Source organism: Herbiconiux sp. 320_LB, from assembly GCF_059691755.1.
Genome location: NZ_JCAWAD010000003.1, coordinates 1 through 23,826, shown reverse-complemented (window position 1 = coordinate 23,826; position 23,826 = coordinate 1). Strand labels below are relative to the sequence as shown.

Below are 23,826 nucleotides of genomic sequence, written 5' to 3'. Positions count from 1 at the left end.
CGCCCGCCAGGCGGGGCTCGACGACATGCAAAGGGATCCGTTCATGACCGCAAGCCCCCTCGCGCCCTCCTGGCTCCGCCATCCGGAGGACGCCAACGACCTGATCGCGCCGGTCTGGTCGCGCACGGCCGAGCGCGACGACGAGGGCGGGCTGGTGATCGGCGGAGTCCCCGCCCGCACGCTCGCCGCCCGCTTCGGCACGCCGCTCTACGTCGTCGACGAGGCGGATGCGCGCTCCCGCGCCCGCGAGATCCGTGACGCCTTCGTCGGCGAGGCCGAGAAGGCCGGCACGACGGCGACCGTCTACTACGCCGCCAAGGCGTTCCTCAGCATCGCGGTCGCGCAGTGGATGACCGAGGAGGGGCTCTCGATCGACGTCTGCAGCGGCGGCGAGCTCGCCGTGGCCCTGGCGGCAGGCGTCGACCCCGCGCGCCTGGGCCTGCACGGCAACAACAAGTCGCTCGCGGAGATCGACCGGGCGGTCTCCTCCGGCGTCGGCGTCATCGTCATCGACAGCGCGATCGAGATCGAGCGGGTCGCCGAGGCCGCCGCCCGGCACGGCCGGGTGCAGGCCGTGCGCCTGCGGGTGAACAGCGGGGTGCACGCGCACACCCACGACTTCCTCGCGACCGCTCACGAAGACCAGAAGTTCGGGGTGCGGCTCGACCAGGCGGTCGAGTACGTCGCCGCCATCCGCTCGCACGACGGACTCCGCTTCCTCGGTCTGCACTGCCACATCGGCTCGCAGATCTTCGGCTCCGACGGCTTCGCCGAATCGGCCGCGCGCCTGCTCGAGGTGCACGCCGAGCTGCTGGCGGGCGGCGAGGTGCCGGCGCTCAACCTCGGCGGGGGATTCGGGATCGCCTACACCGGCGCCGACGACCCGACCCCGGTCGCCGAGCTGGCCGGGGCGATCGTCTCCTCCGTCGCGCGCGAGTGCGCCCGGCTCGGCATCCCCGTCCCCGCCCTCGCCTTCGAGCCGGGGCGCGCGGTGATCGGCACGGCCGGCACGACCCTCTACGAGGTCGGCACGGTCAAGGACGTGCTGGTCGGCGTGCCCGGCGGGGCCGACGGCACCGAGCCGGGCTCGGTCGACTTCGTGCGCCGCTACGTCAGCATCGACGGCGGGATGAGCGACAACGCCCGCCCCGCGCTCTACGGCGCCGACTACTCGGTGCGGCTCGCCGGGCGCCGGTCGGACGCCGATCCGGCGCTCGTGCGCCTGGCCGGCAAGCACTGCGAGAGCGGGGACATCGTCGTCTACGCCGACTACCTGCCCGGCGACGTGCGGCCGGGCGACCTGGTCGCCGTCCCGGCCACCGGCGCCTACTGCTGGTCGCTCTCGAGCAACTACAACTACCTGGGCCGGCCGGCGGTGGTCGCCGTCGCCGACGGCCTCGCCCGGGTGCTCATCCGGCGTGAGACCGAGGACGACCTGCTCTCACGCGACACCGCCTACTCAGGAGCCGACCGATGATCGAATACCGCAACCTGAGGATCGCGCTGCTCGGCGCCGGTTCCGTCGGCTCGCAGGTGGCCCGGCTGCTGCTCGAGCACGGCGACGAGCTCGCCGCCCGGGTGGGCGCGGGGCTCGAGCTCGTCGGGGTCGCCGTCCGCGACGTCGACGCCCCCCGTGACACGAGCATCCCGCGCGAGCTGCTGACCACCGATGCGCCGGCGCTGATCCGCTCGGCCGACATCGTGATCGAGCTGATGGGCGGCATCGAGCCGGCCCGCGAGTTCATCCTGCTCGCGATCAACTCCGGTGCCGACGTCGTGACCGGCAACAAGGCGCTGCTCGCGACCCACGGCCCCGAGCTCTTCGACGCGGCCGAGCAGGTGGGCGCCCAGCTCTACTACGAGGCGGCCGCCGGGGGAGCCATCCCGATCATCCGCCCGCTCCGCGACAGTCTGGCGGGCGACCGGGTCAAGCGCGTGATGGGCATCGTCAACGGCACCACGAACTTCATCCTCGACCGGATGGACGTCGAGGGCTCGACCTTCGACGACGCGCTGGCGACCGCGACGGCCCTGGGCTACGCCGAGGCCGACCCGACGGCCGACGTCGAGGGTTTCGACGCCGCCCAGAAGGCGGCCATCCTCGCCAGTCTCGCGTTCCACACCGCCGTACCGGTCGAGTCGGTGCACCGCGAGGGGATGACCACGGTCACCGCCGCGCAGGTCGTGTCGGCCGAGAAGGCCGGGTACGTCGTCAAGCTGCTCGCGATCTGCGAGCGGCTGGTCGATCCCGAGACCGGGATCGAGGGGGTCGTGGCGCGCGTGCATCCCGCCCTGATCAGCCGCCGGCATCCGCTCGCCGCCGTGCACGACGCCAAGAACGCGGTCTTCGTGCAGGCCGAGGCCGCGGGCGACCTGATGTTCTACGGCGCCGGCGCGGGCGGCGTGGAGACCGCCTCGGCCGTGCTCGGCGACCTGGTCTCGGCGGCCCGGCGCCACGTGGCCGGGGGCCCGGGCGTGGGGGAGTCCACCAACGCGAACCTCCCGGTGCTCGGCATCGGAGCGGTGACCACCCGGTACCAGCTCACGCTCGTCGTCACCGACAAGCCGGGCGTGCTGGCCGGGATCGCCGGGCTGTTCAGCGAGCACGGCGTCTCGGTCGAGGCCGTTCAGCAGACCGTCGCGAGCGCCGACCCCACCCGTCCGGCGGACGAGCCGCTCACCGCTACCCTTGTGATTGTCACGCACGAAGCCAGCGAGGCCGCTCTGTCGGCCACGGTGGCGGCCGTCTCGGCCGACGACTCCGTCGTCCGGATCGAATCGGTCCTACGAGTTGAAGGAGACACGCCCTAGTGGCCGACAGCACCGACCAGACCCCCGCCCGCCCGATCCCGTCGCGGCAGTGGCGCGGGGTCCTGCGCGAGTACGCCGACCGTCTCGACGTCACCGACGCGACCCCGATCGTGACCCTGGGCGAGGGCGGCACCCCGCTGATCCCGGCGCCGGCCCTCTCGGCCCGCACCGGCGCGACGGTGTACGTCAAGTACGAGGGGATGAACCCGACCGGCTCCTTCAAGGACCGCGGGATGACGATGGCGATCTCGAAGGCCGTCGAGCACGGTGCGAAGGCCGTGATCTGCGCCTCCACCGGCAACACCTCCGCGTCGGCCGCGGCCTACGCCGCTCACGCGGGGATCACCGCCGCGGTGCTCGTGCCCGAGGGCAAGATCGCGATGGGCAAGCTCAGCCAGGCGATCGCGCACAACGCGCAGCTGATCCAGGTGCAGGGCAACTTCGACGACTGCCTCGACCTCGCGCGCGACCTCGCCGCGAACTACCCGGTGCACCTGGTCAACTCGGTGAACCCCGACCGCATCGCCGGCCAGAAGACGGCCGCCTACGAGGTCGTCGAGGTGCTGCAGGATGCGCCGGACTTCCACATCCTCCCCGTCGGCAACGCGGGCAACTACACCGCGTACAGCCGCGGCTACACCGAGGAGCTCGAGCGCGGCGCGACCACCAAGCTGCCGCGGATGTTCGGGTTCCAGGCCGCCGGCAGCGCGCCCATCGTGCTCGGTCACCCGGTGCTGCAGCCGGAGACCATCGCCAGCGCGATCCGGATCGGCAACCCCGCGTCGTGGGAGCTCGCCCTCGCCGCGCGCGAGGCGACCGACGGCTACTTCGGCTCCATCACCGACGAGCACATCCTCGCCGCGCACCGCCTGCTCTCGGCCGAGGTCGGCATCTTCGTCGAGCCGGCCTCCGCGATCAGCGTCGCGGGGCTGCTCGAGCGCTCCGAGGCGGGCGCGATCCCGGCGGGCGCCACCGTCGTCCTCACCGTCACCGGTCACGGCCTGAAAGACCCGCAGTGGGCCCTCCGCACGGAGGACGGCACCGAGGTCACCCCGACGGTCGTCCCCGTCGACGCGGGCGAGATCGCCGGCGTCCTCGGCCTCCGGAAAGCCGACTCGTGACCGGTCCGCTGGCCGGCCGCTCGGTCACCGTCCGGGTCCCGGCGACCACCGCGAACCTCGGACCGGGCTTCGACACGCTCGGCCTCGCGCTCGCGCTCTACGACGAGCTGACCGTGTCGGTGCGTGACGAGCCGGGCGCGTTCGTCGAGGTGAACGGCGTCGGCGCCGGCGAGGTGCCGACGGATGCGTCGAACCTCGTGGTGCGCGCGATCGCCCACACCTTCGCCGCCTACGGCCAGGAGCTCCCCGGGCTCCACCTCGTGGCCCGCAACGTCATCCCGCACGGTCGCGGCCTCGGCTCCTCCGGTGCGGCGATCGTCTCGGGCATCATGGCGGCCAAGGGCCTCCTGACCGGCGTGGTCGAGATCGACTCGCTCGGGCTGCTCGCCCGGGCCACCGAGCTCGAGGGCCACCCGGACAACGTGGCGCCCGCGCTCTTCGGCGGCCTCACCATCGCCTGGACCACGCCCGAGGGCCCGCAGTACAAGAAGCTCATCGTGCACCGCGGCGTCTCGCCGCTCGTGCTCGTGCCGCAGGAGACGATGTCGACCGCGCTGGCGCGGAGCCTGCAGCCCGAGTCGGTGCCGCACGCGGACGCGATCTTCAACGTCTCGCGCTCCACCCTGCTGATCGCGGCGCTGATCCAGAGCCCCGAGCTGCTGCTCGCGGCCACCGAGGACAAGCTGCACCAGAGCTACCGCGCGAGCGCGATGCCGGAGACGGATCGCCTGATCCGCGCCCTCCGGGACGCCGGGTTCCCGGCCGTCGTCTCGGGCGCCGGCCCCAGCATCCTCGTGCTCTGCAGCGACCCCGGTCAGCGGCAGGCGGCTGCGGATCTCGTGGCCCAGAAGGCCGCGACACCCTGGGAGGCACTGGTTCTGGCCGTGGACTTCAAAGGTGCTACAGTGATGGTGCACCCGGACGACGTGGCGTAGCATCCACTTCTCCAGATCCCGTCCCGGTCGCATTTCCTCCAAATCACTATCTGTCTGATGCTGTGGTCCGACCCGCATCGATGATCGATGACCGTTCATCGAACGTCGCCCACGCCGACGACAGTTCTCTGCCTGGCTTTTCGTAGCTGACAGGGGAAGGACACGAATTCCGTGACAGACGTCAACATCCAGCCCGATCTCTCGAGCCTGAAAGTCTCCGAGCTGCAGGCGGTCGCCGCCTCCCTCGGTATGGCCGGGGCCTCCAAGCTCCGCAAGGGCGACCTGATCGAGGCCATCCGCAAGGTGCAGGAGGGCGCGGTCGACGCGCTCCCCGCCGCCATCACCCTCGACTTCGAGGCGGCTGCGGCCGAGGCTCCGGCCGAGACCGCCGCTGCTGAGGCCGAGCCCGCTCCGGCCGCCGAGGCCGCTCCGGCCCCCGAGGCCGCTCCGGTCGACGGCCCGATCGTGCCCGACGAGCTGCTCCGCACGGCTCCCGCGGCGACCTCCGCCCCCAAGGAGCAGATCGTCATCGAGCTGCCCGAGGGCCCGGTCTCGCCCAAGCGCCGTTCGCGCCGCGTCACCACCGAGCGCGTGAGCGCCGGCGGTCACGTGAACACCAGCGACGCCTCCATCGACGAGCTCGTCCCGGCCGCCGCGGCCGAGACCGGCGAGTCGACCGCCACCCCTGACGAGCAGGGCGCCCCGGCGTCCGGCGAGCCGACCGGTGCCGAGAACTCCGCCGACGAGCGCCCCGCGGGCGACGAGCGCCAGGGCCGCGGCCGTGGCCGCAACCGCCGCGACCGCAACCGCAACGGCAACGCCTCGGGCGACGCCGCCGGTCAGGATGCGCAGGGCGGCCAGGCCGCCGGCACCCAGAACGCGGGCAACGGCAACCAGAACAACGGCAACCAGAACAACGGCCGCAACCAGGCCGCCGCCGAGCCCAAGCAGGAGCAGGGCGAGGAGCGCGGGCAGAACCAGCGCGGCCAGCGCGACAACGGTCAGCGCGACAACGGCCAGCGCGACGCTCAGCGCGACAACGGCCAGCGCGAGAACACGCGTGACGCAGCCCAGAACGGCGGGCAGCAGAACAACGGCCCCCAGCGCGACAACCAGAACGCCGGCCCCGAGGGCGACCGCAGCGAGCGGGGTGCGCGCAACCGCTACCGCGACCGCAAGCGCCGTGGCCAGACCGGCGGCGACGAGATCGAGCCCGAGATCTCCGAGGACGACGTGCTCATCCCGGTGGCGGGCATCCTCGACATCCTGGACAACTACGCCTTCGTGCGCACCAGCGGCTACCTGCCCGGCAACAGCGACGTCTACGTCTCGCTCGGCCAGGTCAAGAAGTACAACCTGCGGAAGGGCGACGCGATCGTCGGCTCGATCCGTCAGCCGCGCGAGAACGACGGCAGCGGCCGCCAGAAGTACAACGCGATCGTGCGCATCGAGTCGATCAACGGCCTGCCGGTCGAGGAGGCGCAGAACCGCGTCGAGTTCGGCAAGCTCACCCCCCTCTACCCCCAGGAGCGTCTGCGCCTGGAGACCGAGCCGGGCAAGCTCACGCAGCGGATCATCGACCTGGTCGCCCCCATCGGCAAGGGCCAGCGCGGCCTGATCGTCGCGCCGCCCAAGGCCGGCAAGACCATCGTGCTGCAGCAGATCGCCAATGCGATCTCGACGAACAACCCCGAGGTCCACCTCATGGTCGTGCTCGTCGACGAGCGGCCCGAAGAGGTCACCGACATGCAGCGCACCGTCAAGGGCGAGGTCATCGCCTCGACCTTCGACCGCCCGGCCGAAGACCACACCACGGTCGCCGAGCTCGCGATCGAGCGCGCCAAGCGCCTGGTCGAGCTGGGCCACGACGTCGTCGTGCTGCTGGACTCGATCACCCGTCTGGGCCGCGCGTACAACCTCGCGTCGCCGGCCTCCGGGCGCATCCTCTCCGGTGGTGTCGACGCCTCGGCGCTGTACCCGCCGAAGCGCTTCTTCGGAGCCGCGCGCAACATCGAGAACGGCGGATCGCTCACGATCCTCGCCACCGCGCTGGTCGAGACCGGCTCGAAGATGGACGAGGTGATCTTCGAGGAGTTCAAGGGCACCGGCAACTCCGAGCTGCGCCTCTCGCGTCAGCTCGCCGACAAGCGCATCTTCCCGGCCGTCGACGTCAACGCGTCGAGCACCCGCCGCGAAGAGCTGCTGATGGGCGCCGACGAGACCAAGATCACCTGGAAGCTGCGTCGCGCCCTCGCCGGCGTCGACCAGCAGCAGGCGCTCGAGATCGTGCTCAGCCGTCTCAAGGAGACCTCCTCCAACGTCGAGTTCCTGATGCAGGTTCAGAAGTCGATGCCCACGCCGACCCAGGGCCACTCCGGCAACAACGGGCACGGCCACAAGGGCGAGTGATGTTCGAGTCGGTCGCCGCTCTGCAGGCCGAGCACGACGACCTGCAGCGGCAGCTCTCCGATCCGGAGCTCCACAGCGACCCCTCGCGCTCCAAGCGCGTCAACCGTCGCTACGCCGAGCTCAGCCGGATCGTGGCCGCGCACACCGCGTGGTCGCAGAGCGTCGAGGATCTCGAGGCCGCGCGCGAACTCGCGAAGGACGACGAGAGCTTCGCCGAGGAGATCCCCTCGCTCGAGGCCGGCCTCGCCGAGAACGAGGAGAAGCTCCGGCGTCTGCTCATCCCGCGCGACCCCGACGACGCCCGCGACGTGATCATGGAGATCAAGGCCGGCGAAGGCGGCGCGGAGAGCATGCTCTTCGCGGCCGACCTGCTGCGCATGTACCTCCACTACGCGGAGTCCAAGGGGTGGAAGACGGAGCTGCTCGAGCGCACCGAGAGCGATCTCGGCGGCTACAAAGACGTGCAGATCGCCGTCAAGGGCCGCTCGACCGACCCCGCGGAGGGCGTCTGGGCGCACCTGAAGTACGAGGGCGGGGTGCACCGCGTGCAGCGGGTGCCGGCGACCGAGTCGCAGGGGCGCATCCACACGTCGGCCGCGGGCGTGCTCGTCTTCCCCGAGGTCGACGAGCCCGAAGAGGTCGAGATCAACCCGAACGACCTGAAGATCGATGTCTTCCGCTCCTCGGGCCCCGGTGGGCAGTCCGTCAACACGACCGACTCCGCCGTGCGCATCACCCACCTGCCCACGGGCATCGTGGTCTCGATGCAGAACGAGAAGAGCCAGCTGCAGAACCGCGAGGCCGGGATGCGCGTGCTGCGTGCCCGCATCCTCGCCAAGCAGCAGGAGGAGCTCGACGCCGAGGCGAGCGCGGCGCGCAAGAGCCAGATCCGCACGGTCGACCGCTCGGAGCGCATCCGCACCTACAACTTCCCCGAGAACCGCATCGCCGACCACCGCACCGGGTACAAGGCCTACAACCTCGACCAGGTGATGGACGGCGCGCTCGAGCCGATCATCCAGTCGGCCATCACGGCCGACGAGGAGAGCCGGCTCGCAGCCGTCGGGAGCGAGGCCTGACCCCGTGACCGTCGACACCACCCTCGACCGCCCGGTCACCGTGCGCTCCCTCGCGGAGCGCTCGGTCGCGATCCTGGCCGCGAGCGGCGTGCACGATCCGCAGGTCGACACCGAGCTGCTGATCGGGCACGTGCTCGGGGCCTCGCGCGGGCGGGTGCAGTCGCTGACCGTGACGGATGCTCCGCTCGGCGTCGAGGACGCGATCGCCATCATCGAGGCCGTCGAGCGCCGAGCCGCGCGCGAGCCCCTTCAGCACATCACCGGCTCGGCCTGGTTCCGCTCGCTCGAGCTCGCCGTCGGCCCCGGTGTCTTCGTGCCGCGACCCGAGACGGAGTTCGTCGCGGGCCTCGCGATCGACGCCCTGCGCGCCGTCGTGCCGGCCCCCGGCGCGCATCCGCTCGCCGTCGACCTCGGCACCGGCAGCGGGGCGATCGCGCTCTCGCTCGCGACCGAGGTGCCGCACGCCGAGGTGATCGGCGTCGAGAACTCGACCGAGGCCTTCATCTGGGCGAAGCAGAACCTGCGGAGCACCGGCGCCGAGAACGCCCGCCTCGTCTTCATCGGCCTGGCGGAGGCGCTGCCCGAGCTCGACGGCACGGTCGACGTCGTGGTCTCGAACCCCCCGTACATCCCGTCCGGCGCGATCCCGCGCGACCCCGAGGTGCGCCTGCACGATCCCGAGGCCGCGCTCTACGGCGGCGAGGACGGCTTCGACGTGGTGCGCGAGGTCTCCGCGACCGCGCGCCGACTGCTCCACCCCGGCGGCCACCTCATCATCGAGCACGGCGACCTGCAGGGCCCCGGCGCCCGGGCATTGCTCGAGGCCGACGGCTGGCACGCCGTGGCGACCCACCGCGACCTCACCGGGCGTGACCGCGCCACGACCGCACTACGCTGATCAACCATGGAACCCATCAGCTTCACCTTCGGCATCGTCGGCCTGATCATCTTCATCGTCACGGTCGTGTCCATCGTGCGGAACCCGAACCACGGGGGCCTCGGCAAGTTCGTCTGGATCCTGGTGGCCTTCTTCCTGTCCATCCTCGGCTCGATCCTGTGGCTGATCTTCGGCCGGGGCCGCGTCAACCGCTAGCGCGGCGCACGGGAGCCCGAGGCGTCCCCGCTATCATGGGGGACGAGATGGCTGCCACTTACGACTGCTCTGCACCGACGGAGCTTCTCACCGGAATGCGGCTCGCGAGAACGGCCCTCGGCCGGGGCGAGCTGGTCGTCCTGCCGACCGACACGGTCTACGGGGTCGCCGCCGACGCGTTCAACGCCCGCGCGGTGCAGCGTCTGCTCGACGCCAAGGGCCGCACCCGGCAGTCACCTCCGCCGGTGCTGATCCCGGCGCTGGCCACGCTCGACGCCCTCGCCACCGACATCCCGGATGCGGCGCGCGCCCTGGTCGACGCGTTCTGGCCCGGCGGGCTCACGATCATCCTGCAGGCCACCCCGTCGCTGGTCTGGGATCTGGGGGAGACCGGGGGCACGGTCGCCCTGCGGATGCCCTCGGACCCGATCGCCCTCGAGCTCCTGGCCGAGACCGGCCCGCTCGCGGTCTCGAGCGCCAACCTGACCGGTGAGCCTGCGGCGACCACGGCCGAGGCCGCCGTCGCCATGCTCGGCGACAGCGTCTCGGTCTACCTCGACGGGGGAGAGCGGCAGGATGCGGTGGCCTCGACGATCGTCGACGCGACGGCCGCCGAGGGCACGCTCCGCGTCGTGCGGCAGGGCGCGGTCTCGGAGTGGCGCATCCGCCAGGTGGTCGGCGACCGGCTCGCGGATTCCGGCGCCTGAGGCATGCGGTTCTATCTGCTCGTCGCCGCGGTCTCGGCGGTCGTCACGTTCATCCTGACCTGGGTGATCTACAAGCTCAGCCACCGGTACCGGCTGTACCCGAAGATCCGCGAGCGCGACGTGCACACCCGCCCGACGCCCCGGCTCGGCGGGATCGCGATGTTCCTCGGCGTCGTCATCGCCATCGCGGTGGCCTCCCAGATCAGCTGGTTCCGGCTCGTCTTCGCCGAGCCCGGGAAGGTCTGGGCGATCCTCGGCGCGGCCCTGATCATCGTGCTGATCGGTGTCGCCGACGACATCTGGGATCTCGACTGGCTGACCAAGCTGGCCGGCCAGATCATCGCGGCAGGGCTGCTGGCCTGGCAGGGCGTGCAGATCGTCTCGCTGCCGATCGGCGGCCTCACGATCGGGTCGAGCGGGATGTCGCTGGCGATCACGATCCTCGCGGTCGTGCTGGTGATGAACGCGATCAACTTCATCGACGGGCTCGACGGCCTGGTCGCCGGGGTGGCGCTGATCGCGAACGGCGTGTTCTTCATCTACAGCTACCTGCTCGCGCAGGACACCTCGCCGACCGACTACTTCAACCTCGCCTCGCTCATCACCGCCGTGCTGATCGGCGCCTGCGCCGGGTTCCTGCCGCTGAACTTCCACCCCGCGAAGCTCTTCATGGGCGACGCGGGCGCGCTGCTGGTGGGGCTGCTCATGGCCACCAGCGCGATCGCGGTGACCGGACAGGTCGACCCCGCGCAGCTCGGCCGGTCGCAGCTGCTCCCCGCGTTCATCCCGATCCTGCTGCCCTTCGCGATCCTGGTCATCCCGCTGCTGGACTTCGGCCTCGCCGTCATCCGTCGGCTGCGGGCGGGCAAGAGCCCGTTCAGCGCCGACCGCAAGCACCTGCACCACCGCCTGCTCGACATGGGCCACAGCCACCTCGGCGCCGTGCTCATCTTCTACGCCTGGACCACCGTGATCTCGGTCGGCTGCCTGCTGTTCTTCGTGCTCGACCCGTACTGGCCCGCCTTCATCTTCCTCGCGGTGGGCATCGTGGTCTGCGCGGCCTTCACCCTGGCCCCGCTCAGCCCGCTCAAGCGCCGCGTGATCGAGGCCCAGTCAGCGGATGCGGGTACCCTCGAAGCCGACATCAAAGCCGTGGACGATCCGCTGGATGCGGCCGCCGACGACATCAAGGAGCTCTAGACCGTGACCGATCCCGTCCTCAAGGGGAACTACCCGACCCCGTCCTCGAGCAGGGTCTTCGCCACGATCCTGAAGTGGGACGTGCTGCTCGCCGTGGTCATCGCGGTGGTGGGCGGTGTCATCGGCTACCTCGTCTCCGGCTGGCCGGGAGCGATCAGCGCCCTGATCGGGACGGCCATGGTGCTGGTCTTCGCGGGTGTCACCTCCGGCAGCATCCTGGTCGCCAACCGCTTCACCGCCTCGCCGCTGTACACGACGCTCTTCTTCGTGATCGTGCTGGGGTCGTGGATCGTCAAGTTCGTGCTCTTCATCGTGCTGGTCGTGCTGCTGCGCGGGCAGCCGTGGCTGAACGACATCGTCCTGTTCCTCAGCATCGTCGTCGCGGTGCTCGGCACCCTGGTCGTCGACGTGGTCGTCGTGGCCCGGACTCGGCTTCCGTACGCCTCGGATGTGCGCCTCCCGAACGGCGACTGACAGTTCACCGATTAGTCAGGACACCCTGAGTATTGATAGGGTTAGACCGATCGTTCCGCTGTCCGAATGCGCGTTCCGCGCCCGGAGACAGCACACCCCCACCCGTTCGTCGCTGCGAGAACTGTAAGAGTTCCACGCCCCGAAACAGGAGATAGCGCTGATAGCTAACGCTGTGAACCTGCTAGCCCCAATGGCAACCTCCGACGAAGGCGGTTTCCACGGTCCGTCCATCAACGAGTTCTTCCCGGACGCCATTTTCTTCGCTGGCACGGATTTCGAAATCAATCGAATCGTCCTCATCCGCTTCCTCGCGGTCATCGCTCTCATCCTGATCTTCTGGCTGGGAACCCGTCGCATGAAGGTGGTGCCCGGTCGTTTCCAGAGCATCGTCGAGATGGGTCTGGACTTCGCGCGGGTCAACATCGCCGAAGACCTCCTGGGCAAGAAAGACGGCCGGCGCTTCCTGCCGCTGATCACCACGATCTTCTTCATGGTTCTGTTCATGAACCTGACCGGCATCATCCCCGGCCTGAACATCGCCGGCACGTCGGTGATCGGTGTGCCGCTCGTGCTCGCCGTGGTCGCGTGGCTCGCCTTCATGTACGCGGGTATCCGCAAGCACCCGGGTGCCTTCTTCAAGAACGCGCTCTTCCCGCCCGGCGTGCCGAAGGTGCTCTACATCATCGTGACGCCGATCGAGCTGGTCTCGACCTTCGTGCTCCGTCCGATCACGCTCACGCTGCGACTGCTGATGAACATGGTCGTCGGCCACCTGCTCCTCGTGCTCTTCTTCGCCGCGACGCAGTTCTTCTTCTTCACCGCCGGTGGCCTCTGGTCGCTGTTCGGTGTCGGAACCCTGGCGTTCGGCTTCGTCTTCACCCTGTTCGAGGTGTTGGTCGCAGTCCTGCAGGCCTACGTCTTCGCACTTCTCACCACTGTCTACATCCAGCTCGCGCTGGCTGAGGAACACTAGCGGTCCAGGCGTCCGCCTGAACCACCATCACGGAAGGAAACAAACGTGGCAGATGTATCGATCCTCGCTGAGGTCACCGGCAACGTCGCGACCATGGGCTACGGCCTCGCAGCGATCGGCCCCGCCATCGGCGTGGGAATCGTGGTCGGCAAGACGATCGAGGGTGTGGCTCGCCAGCCCGAGCTCGCCGGCCGACTCCAGGTGCTGATGTACATCGGTATCGCATTCACCGAGGCGCTCGCGTTCATCGGTATCGCGACGTACTTCATCTTCACCAACTAGTAGCCATCTTCGATCGATAAGGAGGCTGGAATGCTTGAAGCTGTTCTGGCTGCGACCGAGGAGACGCCCAATCCGCTCATCCCGGCGCCGTACGACATCCTGTGGTCGGCCGTGTGCTTCGTCGTCATCCTCTTCTTCTTCTGGCGGCTCGTTCTGCCGCGCATGAAGAAGCTCCTCGACGAGCGGTCCGCCGCCATCGAGGGAAACATGGAGAAGGCCGACGTCGCGCAGCGTGAAGCGGAGGCTGCTCTCGAGCAGTACACCGCTCAGCTCGCCGACGCGCGTGCCGAGGCCGGCAAGATCCGCGAGCAGGCCCGCGCCGACGCCCAGCGCATCGGTTCGGAGATCCAGGCTCAGGCCCAGTCCGACGCCGAGCGCGTGAAGGCCAACGCCCAGGTCGCCATCGAGGCGGAGCGCCAGTCGGCGCTCGTCTCGCTGCGGACCGAGGTGGGAAGCCTCGCCATCGACCTCGCGTCCGGCGTCATCGGGGAGTCCCTCTCCGACGACCAGAAGGCCACGGCGCTCGTCGACCGTTTCCTCGCCGACCTCGAGACCGCCGACACCTCGGGAAAGAAGTAACCACATGGGTAGCGCGACCAGAGGAGCCCTTGAGCAGGCCACGACCCGCCTCGCGGGCCTGGGTGCCAAGGTCGATCTGGCCACGGGAGAAGAGCTCTTCGCCGCTGGTCGGATCATCGGTGATTCGTCTCACCTGCTCGGAGCAATCTCCGACCCCGGTGCCGAGGCCTCGGCCAAGTCGGCGCTGATCAAGCAGCTCTTCGGTCCCGCCTACTCGGCGCAGACCGTCGAGCTGCTAGACACCGTGGCGACCAGCCGCTGGTCGAGCCACAGCGACCTGCTGGCCGGCATCGAGGAGCTGGGCATCCGTGCCGTCGCCTCCTCCGCGCCGACCTCGGCCGCGATCGACTCGGAGCTGTTCGAGTTCAGCCGCGCGGTCACGAGCGACGCCGACCTCGAGCTCGCCCTCGGGTCGAAGCTCGGGTCGACGGATCAGAAGCGTGCCCTGGTGGAGCGTCTGCTCGCCGGGCGTGCCTCGGAGCAGACCCTCGCGATCGTGCGTCAGCTGGTCACCCAGCCGCGCGGTCGCCGGATCGGCGAACTGCTGCGCTACGCGTCGGCCATCGTCGCCGACCAGTCGGGCTCGGAGGTCGCGACGGTCGTCGTGGCCTCGCCGCTCAGCTCGGCGCAGCTCCAGCGGCTGGAGCGGGTGCTCGCCACCCGACACGGCCGCACCATCCAGCTGAACCAGGTGATCGACCCCTCCGTCGTCGGCGGGGTGCGCATCCAGGTCGGCGACGACGTCATCGACGGCAGCGTCGCGACGCGGCTCAACGATTTGAGACTTCAGCTCGCTGGCTAATCGGCGGGCACCGGAACACACTGGGGTGATACCCCAAAGAAAAGGGAAAACGATGGCTGAACTTACGATCCGCCCGGATGAGATCCGCGATGCCCTCAAGGACTTCGTCGCGGCGTACGAGCCCGGCAAAGCAGCGACCACCGAGGTCGGCTACGTCATCGACGCCGCCGACGGAATCGCCCACGTGCAGGGCCTGCCCGGTGTGATGGCGAACGAGCTCATCCGTTTCTCGGACGGCACGCTGGGCCTGGCCCAGAACCTGGACGAGGACGAGATTGGTGTCATCGTGCTCGGTGAGTTCACCGGCATCGAGGAGGGCATGGAGGTCACCCGCACCGGCGAGGTGCTCTCCGTCCCCGTGGGCGACGCCTACCTCGGCCGCGTGGTCGACCCCCTGGGCAACCCGATCGACGGCCTCGGCGAGATCGCGTCGGAGGGTCGTCGCGAGCTCGAGCTCCAGGCGCCCGGCGTCATGGCGCGCAAGAGCGTGCACGAGCCCATGCAGACCGGCATCAAGGCGATCGACGCCATGATCCCGATCGGCCGCGGACAGCGTCAGCTGATCATCGGCGACCGCCAGACCGGTAAGACGGCGATCGCGATCGACACGATCATCAACCAGAAGGCGAACTGGGACTCCGGTGACGTCGACAAGCAGGTGCGCTGCATCTACGTCGCGATCGGCCAGAAGGGCTCGACCATCGCCTCGGTGAAGGGTGCCCTCGAAGACGCCGGAGCGATGGAGTACACCACCATCGTCGCCTCGCCCGCCTCCGACCCGGCCGGCTTCAAGTACCTCGCCCCCTACACCGGCTCGGCCATCGGCCAGCACTGGATGTACGGCGGCAAGCACGTCCTGATCATCTTCGACGACCTGTCCAAGCAGGCCGAGGCCTACCGCGCCGTGTCGCTGCTGCTGCGTCGTCCGCCGGGACGCGAGGCGTACCCCGGTGACGTGTTCTACCTGCACTCGCGTCTGCTCGAGCGTTGCGCGAAGCTCTCCGACGAGCTGGGCGCCGGGTCGATGACCGGTCTGCCGATCATCGAGACCAAGGCCAACGACGTCTCGGCGTACATCCCGACCAACGTGATCTCGATCACCGACGGCCAGATCTTCCTCCAGTCCGACCTCTTCAACGCCAACCAGCGTCCCGCGGTCGACGTCGGCATCTCGGTCTCCCGAGTCGGCGGCGACGCGCAGGTGAAGTCGATCAAGAAGGTCTCCGGCACGCTCAAGCTCGAGCTCGCCCAGTACCGCTCGCTCGAGGCGTTCGCCATGTTCGCCTCCGACCTGGATGCGGCGTCGCGCCGTCAGCTCGCCCGAGGCGCCCGTCTCACCGAGCTGCTCAAGCAGCCGCAGTACTCGCCCTTCCCGGTCGAGCAGCAGGTCGTCTCGATCTGGGCCGGCACCAACGGCAAGCTCGACGAGGTCCCGGTCGAGGACATCCTGCGCTTCGAGGCCGAGTTCCTCGACTTCCTGGGTCGCAACACCGAGGTGCTGACGACGCTCCGCGACACGAACGTGCTGAGCGACGACACCGTCCAGGCACTCGAGAAGGCGGTCGACGACTTCAAGCTCGAGTTCCAGACCGGTGAGGGCAAGCCCCTCGCCTCGGTCGGCAAGGAAGAGTTCGTCGCCACGGACAAGGGTGACGTCGGCCAGGAGAAGATCGTCAAGGGTCGCCGCTAAGCATGGGTGCACAGCTCAGGGTCTACCGGTCGAAGATCAAGTCGGCCCAGACGACCAAGAAGATCACGAGGGCGATGGAGTTGATCTCCGCCTCGCGCATCCAGAAGGCCCAGCAGCGGGTCGCCGCCTCGGCGCCCTACTCCAAGGCCATCACGCGTGCGGTCTCCGCGGTCGCCACCTACTCGAACGTCGAGCACCCGCTGACCAGCGAGCGCGAGAAGCTCGACACGGCCGCGATCGTCATCTTCACGTCCGACCGCGGTCTGGCCGGCGCCTTCTCCTCCTCGATCCTGAAGGAGGCGGAGAGCCTGGCCGAGCTGCTGCGCAGCGAAGGCAAGAAGGTCGAGTACTTCCTGGTCGGCCGCAAGGCCGTGGCGTACTTCGGCTTCCGTCGTCGTGCGAGCGTCAAGTCGTGGACCGGTGGCACCGACCAGCCCGAGTTCGCGACCGCCAAGGAGATCGCCGACGCGGTCGTCGAGGCCTACAACCTCGATGACGACGGCGGCGTGGACGAGATCCACCTCGTGTACAACCGCTTCGTCAGCATGGTCACCCAGGTTCCCGAGGTGACCCGTCTGCTCCCGCTCGAGATCGTCGAGGGCGCGGCCCCCGAGGCCCCGACGAACGACGTGTACCCGCTGTACGAGTTCGAGCCCGATGCCGCGACCGTTCTGGATGCACTGCTCCCGATCTACGTCGAGAGCCGCATCTTCAACGCGATGCTGCAGTCGGCGGCCGCCGAGCACGCGGCACGCCAGAAGGCGATGAAGTCGGCCAGCGACAACGCCGACAACCTGATCCGCGACTACACGCGCCTGGCCAACAACGCGCGCCAGTCCGAGATCACGCAGCAGATTTCCGAGATCGTGGGCGGGGCCGACGCACTGGCCTCCGCCAAGAAGTGAACGAGAAAAGAGAAAGCACAATGACTGACACTGCTACCGCGCCAGTCCAGGCGGAGGCCTCGCCCGGCGTCGGCCGGATCGCACGCGTCACCGGGCCGGTCGTGGACATCGAGTTCCCCCACGACTCGATCCCCGAGGTCTACAACGCCCTCAAGACCACGATCACGATCGGCGACACCTCGACCGAGATCACGCTCGAGGTCGCTCAGCACCTCGGCGACGACCTGGTCCGCGCCATCGCCCTGAAGCCGACGGACGGCCTCGTCCGCGGCCAGGAGGTGCGCGACACCGGTGCGGCGATCTCCGTGCCCGTCGGTGACGTCACTAAGGGCAAGGTCTTCAACGTGATCGGCGAGGTGCTCAATGCCGAGCCCGGCGAGACCATCGAGATCACGGAGCGGTGGCCCATCCACCGCAAGCCCCCGGCGTTCGACCAGCTCGAGTCGAAGACCAACCTCTTCGAGACCGGCATCAAGTCGATCGACCTCCTCACCCCGTACGTGCAGGGTGGAAAGATCGGCCTCTTCGGTGGTGCGGGCGTCGGCAAGACGGTCCTCATCCAGGAGATGATCCAGCGCGTCGCGCAGGACCACGGTGGTGTGTCGGTGTTCGCCGGTGTGGGCGAGCGCACCCGTGAGGGCAACGACCTCATCCACGAGATGGAGGAGGCGGGCGTCTTCGACAAGACCGCCCTCGTCTTCGGCCAGATGGACGAGCCGCCGGGAACGCGTCTCCGCGTGGCCCTCTCGGCCCTGACGATGGCGGAGTACTTCCGCGACGTGCAGAACCAGGACGTGCTGCTGTTCATCGACAACATCTTCCGCTTCACCCAGGCCGGTTCGGAGGTGTCGACCCTGCTGGGCCGCATGCCCTCCGCGGTGGGTTACCAGCCGAACCTCGCCGACGAGATGGGTGTGCTCCAGGAGCGCATCACCTCGACGCGTGGTCACTCGATCACCTCGCTGCAGGCGATCTACGTGCCGGCCGACGACTACACCGACCCGGCCCCGGCGACCACGTTCGCGCACCTCGACGCGACGACCGAGCTCTCGCGTGAGATCGCGTCGAAGGGTCTGTACCCGGCCATCGACCCGCTGACCTCCACGTCGCGGATCATGGACCCCCGGTACTTGGGCGCCGACCACTACCGCGTCGCGACCAACGTCAAGCAGATCCTCCAGAAGAACAAGGAGCTGCAGGAGATCATCGCCATCCTCGGTGTCGACGAGCTCTCCGAGGAAGACAAGATCACCGTGTCGCGCGCCCGTCGCATCCAGCAGTTCCTCTCCCAGAACACCTACATGGCGAAGAAGTTCACCGGTGTCGAGGGTTCGACGGTTCCGCTGAAGGACACGATCGAGTCGTTCGACGCGATCACCAAGGGTGAGTTCGACCACGTGGCCGAGCAGGCGTTCTTCAACGTCGGCCCGATCACGGACGTCGAGGAGAAGTGGGCTCAGATCCAGAAGGAGAACGGCTGATCATGGCTGGTTCCCTCACCGTGAGCGTCGTCTCGGCCGATCAGCAGATCTGGGCCGGCGAGGCTTCGATGGTGGTCGCGAAGACCGTGGAAGGCGAGATCGGCATCCTGGCCGGTCACGAGCCGCTGCTCGCGATCCTCGCCGCCGGCGAGGTGCGCGTGAACGCGAGCACCGGGGAGCGCCTGGTCGCTCGCGCCGACGACGGCTTCCTGTCGGTCGAGAACGACACCGTCACGATCGTCGCCCGCGACGCCGAACTGATCAAGTAACACCCGTCGAGACCGCCGTGTCCGCTCCTCGGAGCGGGGCACGGCGGTTTTCGCGTGGAAGGACACCCGCCGTGCTCATCCTGCTGCCCCCGTCCGAGACCAAGCGCGACGGCGGCGACGGCCCTCCGCTGGAACTCGCGCGACTCGCGCATCCCGCCCTCGCCGCCACCCGGCGCGGTCTCGTGCGGCGGGTGGCCGCGTTGGCGAATAACCGCGACGAGGCGATGACCCGGCTCAAGCTCGGGCCGAAGCTGGCCTTCGAGGTCGAGCGCAACCGCTCCCTGCGGACCACGCCGACCATGGCCGCCATGGACCGGTACACCGGGGTGCTCTACGAGGCCTTGGATGCGCCGGGCCTGGACGAGGACGCGCGGGCCTTCGCGGCCGCACACGTGCGCATCCACTCGGCGCTGTTCGGGCTGATCGCGGCCGGCGATCCGATCCCGGCCTACCGTCTCTCGCACGATTCGCGGCTGGAGGCGCCCTCGGTCAGGGCGACCTGGGCGGGCTCGCTGTCGAAGGAGCTGGCGGCGCACGCGAGCGAGCTCGTGCTCGACCTGCGCTCGGAGGCCTACGTGGCCCTCGGGCCGGTGCCGGTCGGCGTGCCCGAGTCGTACTACCTGCGCGTGGTCAGCGTGGGCACCGACGGAGCTCGCCGGGCGCTCAACCACTTCAACAAGAAGGGCAAGGGCGAGCTGGTCCGCGCCATCCTGCAGCACGGCGTCGACTTCGCCTCGGTCGACGAGCTGATCGCCTGGGGCCGCACCGCCGGGCACCGCTTGTCGCTGGACGGCACGGAGCTGGTGCTCGAGGTCTGAGGGCAGCGCGTCGCGCAGGGCGATCGGGCTCGATCAGGGCGATCGACCTTGCTCACGGCGATCGACTCGGCTCACGGCGAGTGGGGTATCCCTTCCAGATCGAGCAGGCGGGCCTTCGTGCTCACGCCCTCGCCCCAGCTCCAGCCCGTGACCGCGCCGGAGGCCGAGAGCACCCGATGGCAGCCCACGAACAGGGGAGTCGGGTTCGAGGCGATGGCGCCGCCCACCGCGCGGCCGGACCCGGCCCGACCGACGGCGGTGGCGATCGACCCGTAGGTGGTCGCCGTGCCCCAGTGCAGTGCCGCCAGGCGATTCCAGACCGAACGCTGGAACGGGGTGCCGCGGTGGGCGATCGGGACGGAGAACGCCTTCCGGGTGCCCTCGAAGTAGTCCAGGAGCTGAGCGACCGCCTCGTCGGCGACCGCGGTCGAGTCGAAGGCCAGGCCGTCGTGGGGGAGGACCCCGTGCCGTTCGATCGCGACGGCCGTGATCGCCTCGCCGTCGCTGGCGACCTCGATCCGCCCGATCGGGGTCGAGCAGCGCTGCAGGTAGGGCGAGGCGGCGCGCAACTGCGTGAGTGTGTCCATGGCCCGAGGCTAGGGATGCGCGCCCCGCCCGGGTTCCGGTCGGCGCCGACTGTGGAGAACTCGGCACCCGAGCGACGCTGTGCAGGAACCGAGAGGGCCGGAGCACCTCGGTACACTCGTTCCGTGCCTATTCGCTTGTCGTCGTACTTCCTCCGAACCCTCCGCGAAGACCCCTCGGACGCCGAGGTCACCAGCCACCGCCTCCTCGTGCGCGCAGGCTACATCCGGCGCCAGGCGCCGGGCATCTTCGCGTGGCTGCCGCTGGGCCTCCGGGTCAAGGCGAAGATCGAGGCGATCGTGCGCCAGGAGATGGCCGCCGCCGGTGCCTTCGAGGTGCACTTCCCGGCGCTGCTGCCCAAGGAGCCCTACGAGGTCACCGGCCGCTACGACGAGTACGGTCCCGGGATGTTCCGGCTCTCCGACCGCAAGGAGGCCGGCTATGTGCTGGCCCCCACGCACGAGGAGGTCTTCACCCTGCTCGTGAAAGACCTGTACTCCAGCTACAAGGACCTGCCGCTGTCGATCTACCAGATCCAGGACAAGTACCGCGACGAGGCGCGCCCGCGCGCCGGGCTCCTGCGCGGCCGCGAGTTCACGATGAAGGACGCGTACTCCTTCGACTACACCGACGCGGGTCTGGATGCCTCCTACCAGGCCCAGCGCGACGCCTACGAGCGCATCTTCACGGCCCTGGGCCTCGAGTACGTCATCGTCAAGGCCGACGCCGGAGCCATGGGCGGGTCCAAGAGCGAGGAGTTCCTGCACCCGACGCCGGTGGGGGAGGACACCTTCGTCCGCTCGGCCGGGGGCTACGCCGCCAACGTCGAGGCCTTCACGACCCTCGTGCCCGAGTCGCGACCCTTCGACGGGCTCACGCCGGCCGAGGTGCTCGACACCCCGGACACGCCGACGATCCAGACGCTGGTCGACCGTGCGAACGAGGCCCACCCCCGTCCCGACGGCCGGTCCTGGACCGCGGCCGACACGCTGAAGAACGTCGTGCTCGCACTGACCCACCTCGACGGCAGCCGCGAGCTGGTCGTGGTCGGGCTCCCCGGCAACCGGGAGGTCGACATGAAGCGCGCCGAGGTGGCCTTCGCGCCCGCCGAGATCGAGCCGGCGACCGAGGCCGACTTCGCCAAGCACCCCGGGCTGGTCAAGGGCTACATCGGCCCGTGGAGCCCCGAGGGCGCTGTTCTCGGCGAGGAGTCGAGCACGGGCATCCGCTACGTCGTCGACCCCCGGGTCGTCGACGGCTCGGGCTGGATCACCGGCGCGAACCTCCACGGCAAGCACGTGTTCGGCCTCGTCGCGGGCCGCGACTTCACCGCCGACGGCACGGTCGAGGCCGCCGAGGTGCTCGCCGGAGACCCCGCGCCCGACGGCTCGGGCCCGGTGGAGCTCGCCCGCGGCATGGAGATCGGCCACGTCTTCCAGCTCGGCCGCAAGTACGCCGAGGCGCTCGGCCTCAAGGTGCTGGACGAGAACGGCAAGCTCGTCACCGTGACCATGGGGTCATACGGGATCGGCGTCACGCGCATCCTGGCCATCATCGCCGAGCTCAACAACGACGACCGCGGACTGATCTGGCCTCCAGCCGTCGCCCCCTTCGACGTGCACGTGATCGCCACCGGCAAGGACCCGGAGATCTACGAGGCCGCCGAGTCGGTTGTGCAGGATCTGGAGGCCGTGGGCCTGGACGTGCTGTTCGACGACCGGCCCAAAGTGTCGCCCGGTGTGAAGTTCGGCGACGCCGAGCTGATCGGCGTTCCGCGCATCGTGATCGTCGGCCGTGGAGTCGCCGACGGGGTCGTCGAACTGTGGGATCGCAGAAGCGGAGAGCGAACGCAGGTCGAACTGGGTGCCGTGGCCGACAGCTTCCGGTAGTCTTTTCGTTTGACTGCCGGAGACATCGGCATCCAGATCTGAACAGAGGAGGCCGGAAGTGGACATCGACCTCAGCGTCTTACGCCTCTTGGAGCGTGAACGAGAGATTCCCTTCGAGGAACTCGTGGCAATCATCGAGCAGGCGATCCTGACCGCCTTCCTCAAGCACACCGACCGTCCCCTCGCGAACGAGGACGGCACGCCCTCGGCGCGCGTGCACCTGGACCGGAAGAGCGGGCACATCTCGATCTTCGTCCCGGAGTACGACGAGGACGGCGTGGTGATCGGTGAGGCCGAGGAGAACCCCAGCGACTTCGGCCGCATCGCGGCGTTCGCGGCGAAGCAGGTCATCAACCAGCGGCTGCGCGACATCGGCGACGACAAGGTGCTCGGCGAGTTCAAGGGCCGGGAGGGCGACATCGTCGCCGGAGTCATCCAGCAGGGTCCGAACCCCAAGATGATCCACGTCGACCTGGGCACGATCGAGGCGATCATGCCCCCCGAGGAGCAGGTGCCGGGCGAGGACTACGCGCACGGATCCCGCATCCGGGTGTACGTCACCAGCGTGGCCAAGGGGCCGAAGGGTCCGCAGATCACGGTCTCGCGCACCCACCCCTCGCTGGTGCGCAAGCTCTTCGCCCTCGAGGTGCCGGAGATCGCGAGCGGCGTCGTGGAGATCGTGTCGCTGGCCCGTGAGGCCGGGCACCGCACCAAGATCGCCGTCCGGGCCACCGAGCCCGGGGTCAACGCAAAGGGTGCGTGCATCGGCGAGCTCGGCCAGCGGGTGCGCGCCGTGACCAGCGAGCTCGGCAACGAGAAGATCGACATCGTCGACTACTCCGAAGACCTGCCGACCTTCGTCGCCAACGCGCTGTCGCCGGCCAAGGTGTCGAGCGCCTTCGTGATCGACTCGGCGCTCAAGGCCGTCCGGGCCCTGGTGCCCGACTACCAGCTCTCGCTGGCGATCGGCAAGGAGGGCCAGAACGCCCGACTCGCCGCCAAGCTCACCGGCGCGAAGATCGACATCCAGCCCGACAGCATCCTCGACGGCGACTGATCGCACGCGCTCCCGGGCGTCGCGCGATCGGCTCCCAGGGAATATGGAGTAGCATGGAACCCGTTAGAACGTGCGTCGGATGTCGCGCGCGCGCCACACGGTCCTCACTTCTGAGGGTCGTCGCCAGGGACATGGTCCCTGAGGGAAAAGTTCTGGTCGTCGACGAGACGGCCTCACTTCCCGGGCGAGGCGCGTGGTTGCATCCCTCACCCGAATGCCTCCGGATCGCGGTCACGCGACGAGCATTCGGGCGTGCGCTCCGTGTCGAGGGAGTCCTCGACACGACGACATTAGAGAACAGGCTGAACGGCACCGTGAACCCATGAGTGACAACTGATGAGCGGCTCGAAATGAGACCCGTCCGCTACTAACGGTCTGCCCTGTCTGGGTAGACCCCAGACAGGAGAATTGTGGCTGCAAAACCACGTGTACATGAAGTCGCCGCCGAGCTCGGCGTCGACAGCAAGGTCGCCCTTGCAACCCTCAAAGAGATGGGTCAGTTCGTCAAGGGCCCGTCCTCGAGCATCGAGCCCCCCGTGGCCCGACGGCTCAAAGAGGCACTGATCAAGGCGGGCGCCGGTTCGGCCGACGCCACGGCCGGCGGTTCGTCCGCCAGCCCCGCGGCCGCCCCCAAGGCGGCACCGCGCCCCGGCGCACGCCCCGGCCC

At 69.3% G+C, this 23,826-nt stretch carries 25 protein-coding genes; 24 read left to right on the top strand and 1 reads right to left on the bottom strand.

What is annotated here, in order from left to right; translation table 11 throughout:
• Positions 1–43: 43 nt before the first annotated feature.
• The 20 genes from lysA (at position 44) to AC59HU_RS08000 (ending at position 19,628) form a co-directional block, all read left to right on the top strand.
• Complete coding sequence (gene lysA, locus AC59HU_RS08095; protein ID WP_497222881.1) at positions 44–1,477, top strand: diaminopimelate decarboxylase; 1,434 nt, start codon at positions 44–46, stop codon at positions 1,475–1,477.
• The gene (locus AC59HU_RS08090) at positions 1,474–2,811 is read left to right on the top strand and encodes a homoserine dehydrogenase (RefSeq protein WP_497222880.1); all 1,338 of its coding nucleotides are present in this window, start codon (positions 1,474–1,476) and stop codon (positions 2,809–2,811) included. Before lysA ends, AC59HU_RS08090 begins: the two co-directional genes overlap by 4 nt.
• Positions 2,811–3,932, top strand: coding sequence for a threonine synthase (gene thrC / locus AC59HU_RS08085; protein WP_497222879.1), 1,122 nt, complete (start codon positions 2,811–2,813; stop codon positions 3,930–3,932). Before AC59HU_RS08090 ends, thrC begins: the two co-directional genes overlap by 1 nt.
• A complete protein-coding gene (gene thrB / locus AC59HU_RS08080; protein ID WP_497222878.1) occupies positions 3,929–4,867 on the top strand; it encodes a homoserine kinase in 939 nt (312 codons plus the stop codon). The genes thrC and thrB overlap by 4 nt, the downstream gene beginning before the upstream one ends.
• A gap of 171 nt (positions 4,868–5,038) precedes the next feature.
• Positions 5,039–7,276 carry a transcription termination factor Rho gene (gene rho / locus AC59HU_RS08075; protein ID WP_497222877.1) on the top strand — a complete coding sequence of 746 codons (2,238 nt, stop codon included), beginning with the start codon at positions 5,039–5,041 and terminating at the stop codon, positions 7,274–7,276.
• A complete protein-coding gene (gene prfA, locus AC59HU_RS08070; protein ID WP_497222876.1) occupies positions 7,276–8,355 on the top strand; it encodes a peptide chain release factor 1 in 1,080 nt (359 codons plus the stop codon). Before rho ends, prfA begins: the two co-directional genes overlap by 1 nt.
• A gap of 4 nt (positions 8,356–8,359) precedes the next feature.
• Complete coding sequence (gene prmC, locus AC59HU_RS08065; RefSeq protein ID WP_497222875.1) at positions 8,360–9,253, top strand: peptide chain release factor N(5)-glutamine methyltransferase; 894 nt, start codon at positions 8,360–8,362, stop codon at positions 9,251–9,253.
• Between the two features lie 6 nt (positions 9,254–9,259).
• Positions 9,260–9,448: a PLDc N-terminal domain-containing protein gene (locus AC59HU_RS08060; protein WP_368499540.1), complete on the top strand. Its 189-nt coding sequence runs from the start codon at positions 9,260–9,262 to the stop codon at positions 9,446–9,448.
• Positions 9,449–9,495: 47 nt separating this feature from the next.
• Positions 9,496–10,155, top strand: coding sequence for an L-threonylcarbamoyladenylate synthase (locus AC59HU_RS08055; protein WP_497222874.1), 660 nt, complete (start codon positions 9,496–9,498; stop codon positions 10,153–10,155).
• A gap of 3 nt (positions 10,156–10,158) precedes the next feature.
• Positions 10,159–11,355, top strand: coding sequence for an MraY family glycosyltransferase (locus AC59HU_RS08050; RefSeq protein ID WP_497222873.1), 1,197 nt, complete (start codon positions 10,159–10,161; stop codon positions 11,353–11,355).
• A 3-nt stretch (positions 11,356–11,358) separates the two neighbouring features.
• The gene (locus AC59HU_RS08045) at positions 11,359–11,829 is read left to right on the top strand and encodes a Cg1360 family ATP-synthase-associated protein (protein ID WP_497222872.1); all 471 of its coding nucleotides are present in this window, start codon (positions 11,359–11,361) and stop codon (positions 11,827–11,829) included.
• A 190-nt stretch (positions 11,830–12,019) separates the two neighbouring features.
• Complete coding sequence (gene atpB, locus AC59HU_RS08040; protein WP_497222871.1) at positions 12,020–12,802, top strand: F0F1 ATP synthase subunit A; 783 nt, start codon at positions 12,020–12,022, stop codon at positions 12,800–12,802.
• A 93-nt stretch (positions 12,803–12,895) separates the two neighbouring features.
• Entirely contained in the window at positions 12,896–13,084 is a 189-nt protein-coding gene (atpE, locus tag AC59HU_RS08035) for an ATP synthase F0 subunit C (protein WP_171707255.1), read from the top strand.
• A 30-nt stretch (positions 13,085–13,114) separates the two neighbouring features.
• The gene (locus AC59HU_RS08030; protein WP_497222870.1) at positions 13,115–13,663 is read left to right on the top strand and encodes a F0F1 ATP synthase subunit B; all 549 of its coding nucleotides are present in this window, start codon (positions 13,115–13,117) and stop codon (positions 13,661–13,663) included.
• A 4-nt stretch (positions 13,664–13,667) separates the two neighbouring features.
• On the top strand, positions 13,668–14,465 hold the full coding sequence (locus AC59HU_RS08025; protein WP_497222869.1) for a F0F1 ATP synthase subunit delta: 798 nt from the start codon (positions 13,668–13,670) through the stop codon (positions 14,463–14,465).
• A gap of 52 nt (positions 14,466–14,517) precedes the next feature.
• Positions 14,518–16,155, top strand: coding sequence for a F0F1 ATP synthase subunit alpha (atpA, locus tag AC59HU_RS08020; RefSeq protein ID WP_497222868.1), 1,638 nt, complete (start codon positions 14,518–14,520; stop codon positions 16,153–16,155).
• 2 nt (positions 16,156–16,157) lie between these two features.
• Entirely contained in the window at positions 16,158–17,060 is a 903-nt protein-coding gene (locus AC59HU_RS08015; RefSeq protein ID WP_497222867.1) for a F0F1 ATP synthase subunit gamma, read from the top strand.
• Between the two features lie 20 nt (positions 17,061–17,080).
• Positions 17,081–18,541 (top strand): F0F1 ATP synthase subunit beta, encoded by a 1,461-nt coding sequence (atpD, locus tag AC59HU_RS08010; protein ID WP_497222866.1) that lies wholly within the window; start codon positions 17,081–17,083, stop codon positions 18,539–18,541.
• 2 nt (positions 18,542–18,543) lie between these two features.
• Positions 18,544–18,810 carry a F0F1 ATP synthase subunit epsilon gene (locus AC59HU_RS08005; RefSeq protein WP_497222865.1) on the top strand — a complete coding sequence of 89 codons (267 nt, stop codon included), beginning with the start codon at positions 18,544–18,546 and terminating at the stop codon, positions 18,808–18,810.
• 71 nt (positions 18,811–18,881) lie between these two features.
• Complete coding sequence (locus AC59HU_RS08000; protein ID WP_497222864.1) at positions 18,882–19,628, top strand: YaaA family protein; 747 nt, start codon at positions 18,882–18,884, stop codon at positions 19,626–19,628.
• A 71-nt stretch (positions 19,629–19,699) separates the two neighbouring features.
• Here the strand turns inward: AC59HU_RS08000 and AC59HU_RS07995 are convergent, their stop codons facing one another.
• Positions 19,700–20,215, bottom strand: coding sequence for a methylated-DNA--[protein]-cysteine S-methyltransferase (locus AC59HU_RS07995; protein ID WP_497222863.1), 516 nt, complete (start codon positions 20,213–20,215; stop codon positions 19,700–19,702).
• 123 nt (positions 20,216–20,338) lie between these two features.
• Here AC59HU_RS07995 and AC59HU_RS07990 point away from each other — a divergent pair, with 123 nt between their 5' ends.
• From AC59HU_RS07990 to AC59HU_RS07975, 4 genes are all read left to right on the top strand, one after another.
• Positions 20,339–22,102 (top strand): proline--tRNA ligase, encoded by a 1,764-nt coding sequence (locus tag AC59HU_RS07990; protein ID WP_497222862.1) that lies wholly within the window; start codon positions 20,339–20,341, stop codon positions 22,100–22,102.
• A 58-nt stretch (positions 22,103–22,160) separates the two neighbouring features.
• Positions 22,161–23,159, top strand: coding sequence for a transcription termination factor NusA (gene nusA / locus AC59HU_RS07985; protein ID WP_497222861.1), 999 nt, complete (start codon positions 22,161–22,163; stop codon positions 23,157–23,159).
• A 53-nt stretch (positions 23,160–23,212) separates the two neighbouring features.
• Positions 23,213–23,485, top strand: coding sequence for a YlxR family protein (locus AC59HU_RS07980; RefSeq protein WP_497222860.1), 273 nt, complete (start codon positions 23,213–23,215; stop codon positions 23,483–23,485).
• Between the two features lie 84 nt (positions 23,486–23,569).
• Positions 23,570–23,826 (top strand): translation initiation factor IF-2 N-terminal domain-containing protein (locus tag AC59HU_RS07975; RefSeq protein WP_497222859.1); only part of this gene is annotated, 257 nt, incomplete at its 3' end.

What these genes read in the sequence shown, in the direction of transcription:
- lysA (WP_497222881.1), top strand. Translation starts at nt 44, where the DNA reads ATGACCGCAAGCCCCCTCGCGCCCTCCTGGCTCCGCCATCCGGAGGAC.
- AC59HU_RS08090 (WP_497222880.1), top strand. Translation starts at nt 1,474, where the DNA reads ATGATCGAATACCGCAACCTGAGGATCGCGCTGCTCGGCGCCGGTTCC.
- prfA (WP_497222876.1), top strand. Translation starts at nt 7,276, where the DNA reads ATGTTCGAGTCGGTCGCCGCTCTGCAGGCCGAGCACGACGACCTGCAG.
- AC59HU_RS08060 (WP_368499540.1), top strand. Translation starts at nt 9,260, where the DNA reads ATGGAACCCATCAGCTTCACCTTCGGCATCGTCGGCCTGATCATCTTC.
- AC59HU_RS08055 (WP_497222874.1), top strand. Translation starts at nt 9,496, where the DNA reads ATGGCTGCCACTTACGACTGCTCTGCACCGACGGAGCTTCTCACCGGA.
- AC59HU_RS08050 (WP_497222873.1), top strand. Translation starts at nt 10,159, where the DNA reads ATGCGGTTCTATCTGCTCGTCGCCGCGGTCTCGGCGGTCGTCACGTTC.
- atpB (WP_497222871.1), top strand. Translation starts at nt 12,020, where the DNA reads ATGGCAACCTCCGACGAAGGCGGTTTCCACGGTCCGTCCATCAACGAG.
- atpE (WP_171707255.1), top strand. Translation starts at nt 12,896, where the DNA reads ATGGGCTACGGCCTCGCAGCGATCGGCCCCGCCATCGGCGTGGGAATC.
- AC59HU_RS08030 (WP_497222870.1), top strand. Translation starts at nt 13,115, where the DNA reads ATGCTTGAAGCTGTTCTGGCTGCGACCGAGGAGACGCCCAATCCGCTC.
- AC59HU_RS08025 (WP_497222869.1), top strand. Translation starts at nt 13,668, where the DNA reads ATGGGTAGCGCGACCAGAGGAGCCCTTGAGCAGGCCACGACCCGCCTC.
- atpA (WP_497222868.1), top strand. Translation starts at nt 14,518, where the DNA reads ATGGCTGAACTTACGATCCGCCCGGATGAGATCCGCGATGCCCTCAAG.
- AC59HU_RS08015 (WP_497222867.1), top strand. Translation starts at nt 16,158, where the DNA reads ATGGGTGCACAGCTCAGGGTCTACCGGTCGAAGATCAAGTCGGCCCAG.
- atpD (WP_497222866.1), top strand. Translation starts at nt 17,081, where the DNA reads ATGACTGACACTGCTACCGCGCCAGTCCAGGCGGAGGCCTCGCCCGGC.
- AC59HU_RS08005 (WP_497222865.1), top strand. Translation starts at nt 18,544, where the DNA reads ATGGCTGGTTCCCTCACCGTGAGCGTCGTCTCGGCCGATCAGCAGATC.
- AC59HU_RS07995 (WP_497222863.1), bottom strand. Translation starts at nt 20,215, where the DNA reads ATGGACACACTCACGCAGTTGCGCGCCGCCTCGCCCTACCTGCAGCGC.
- AC59HU_RS07980 (WP_497222860.1), top strand. Translation starts at nt 23,213, where the DNA reads ATGGAACCCGTTAGAACGTGCGTCGGATGTCGCGCGCGCGCCACACGG.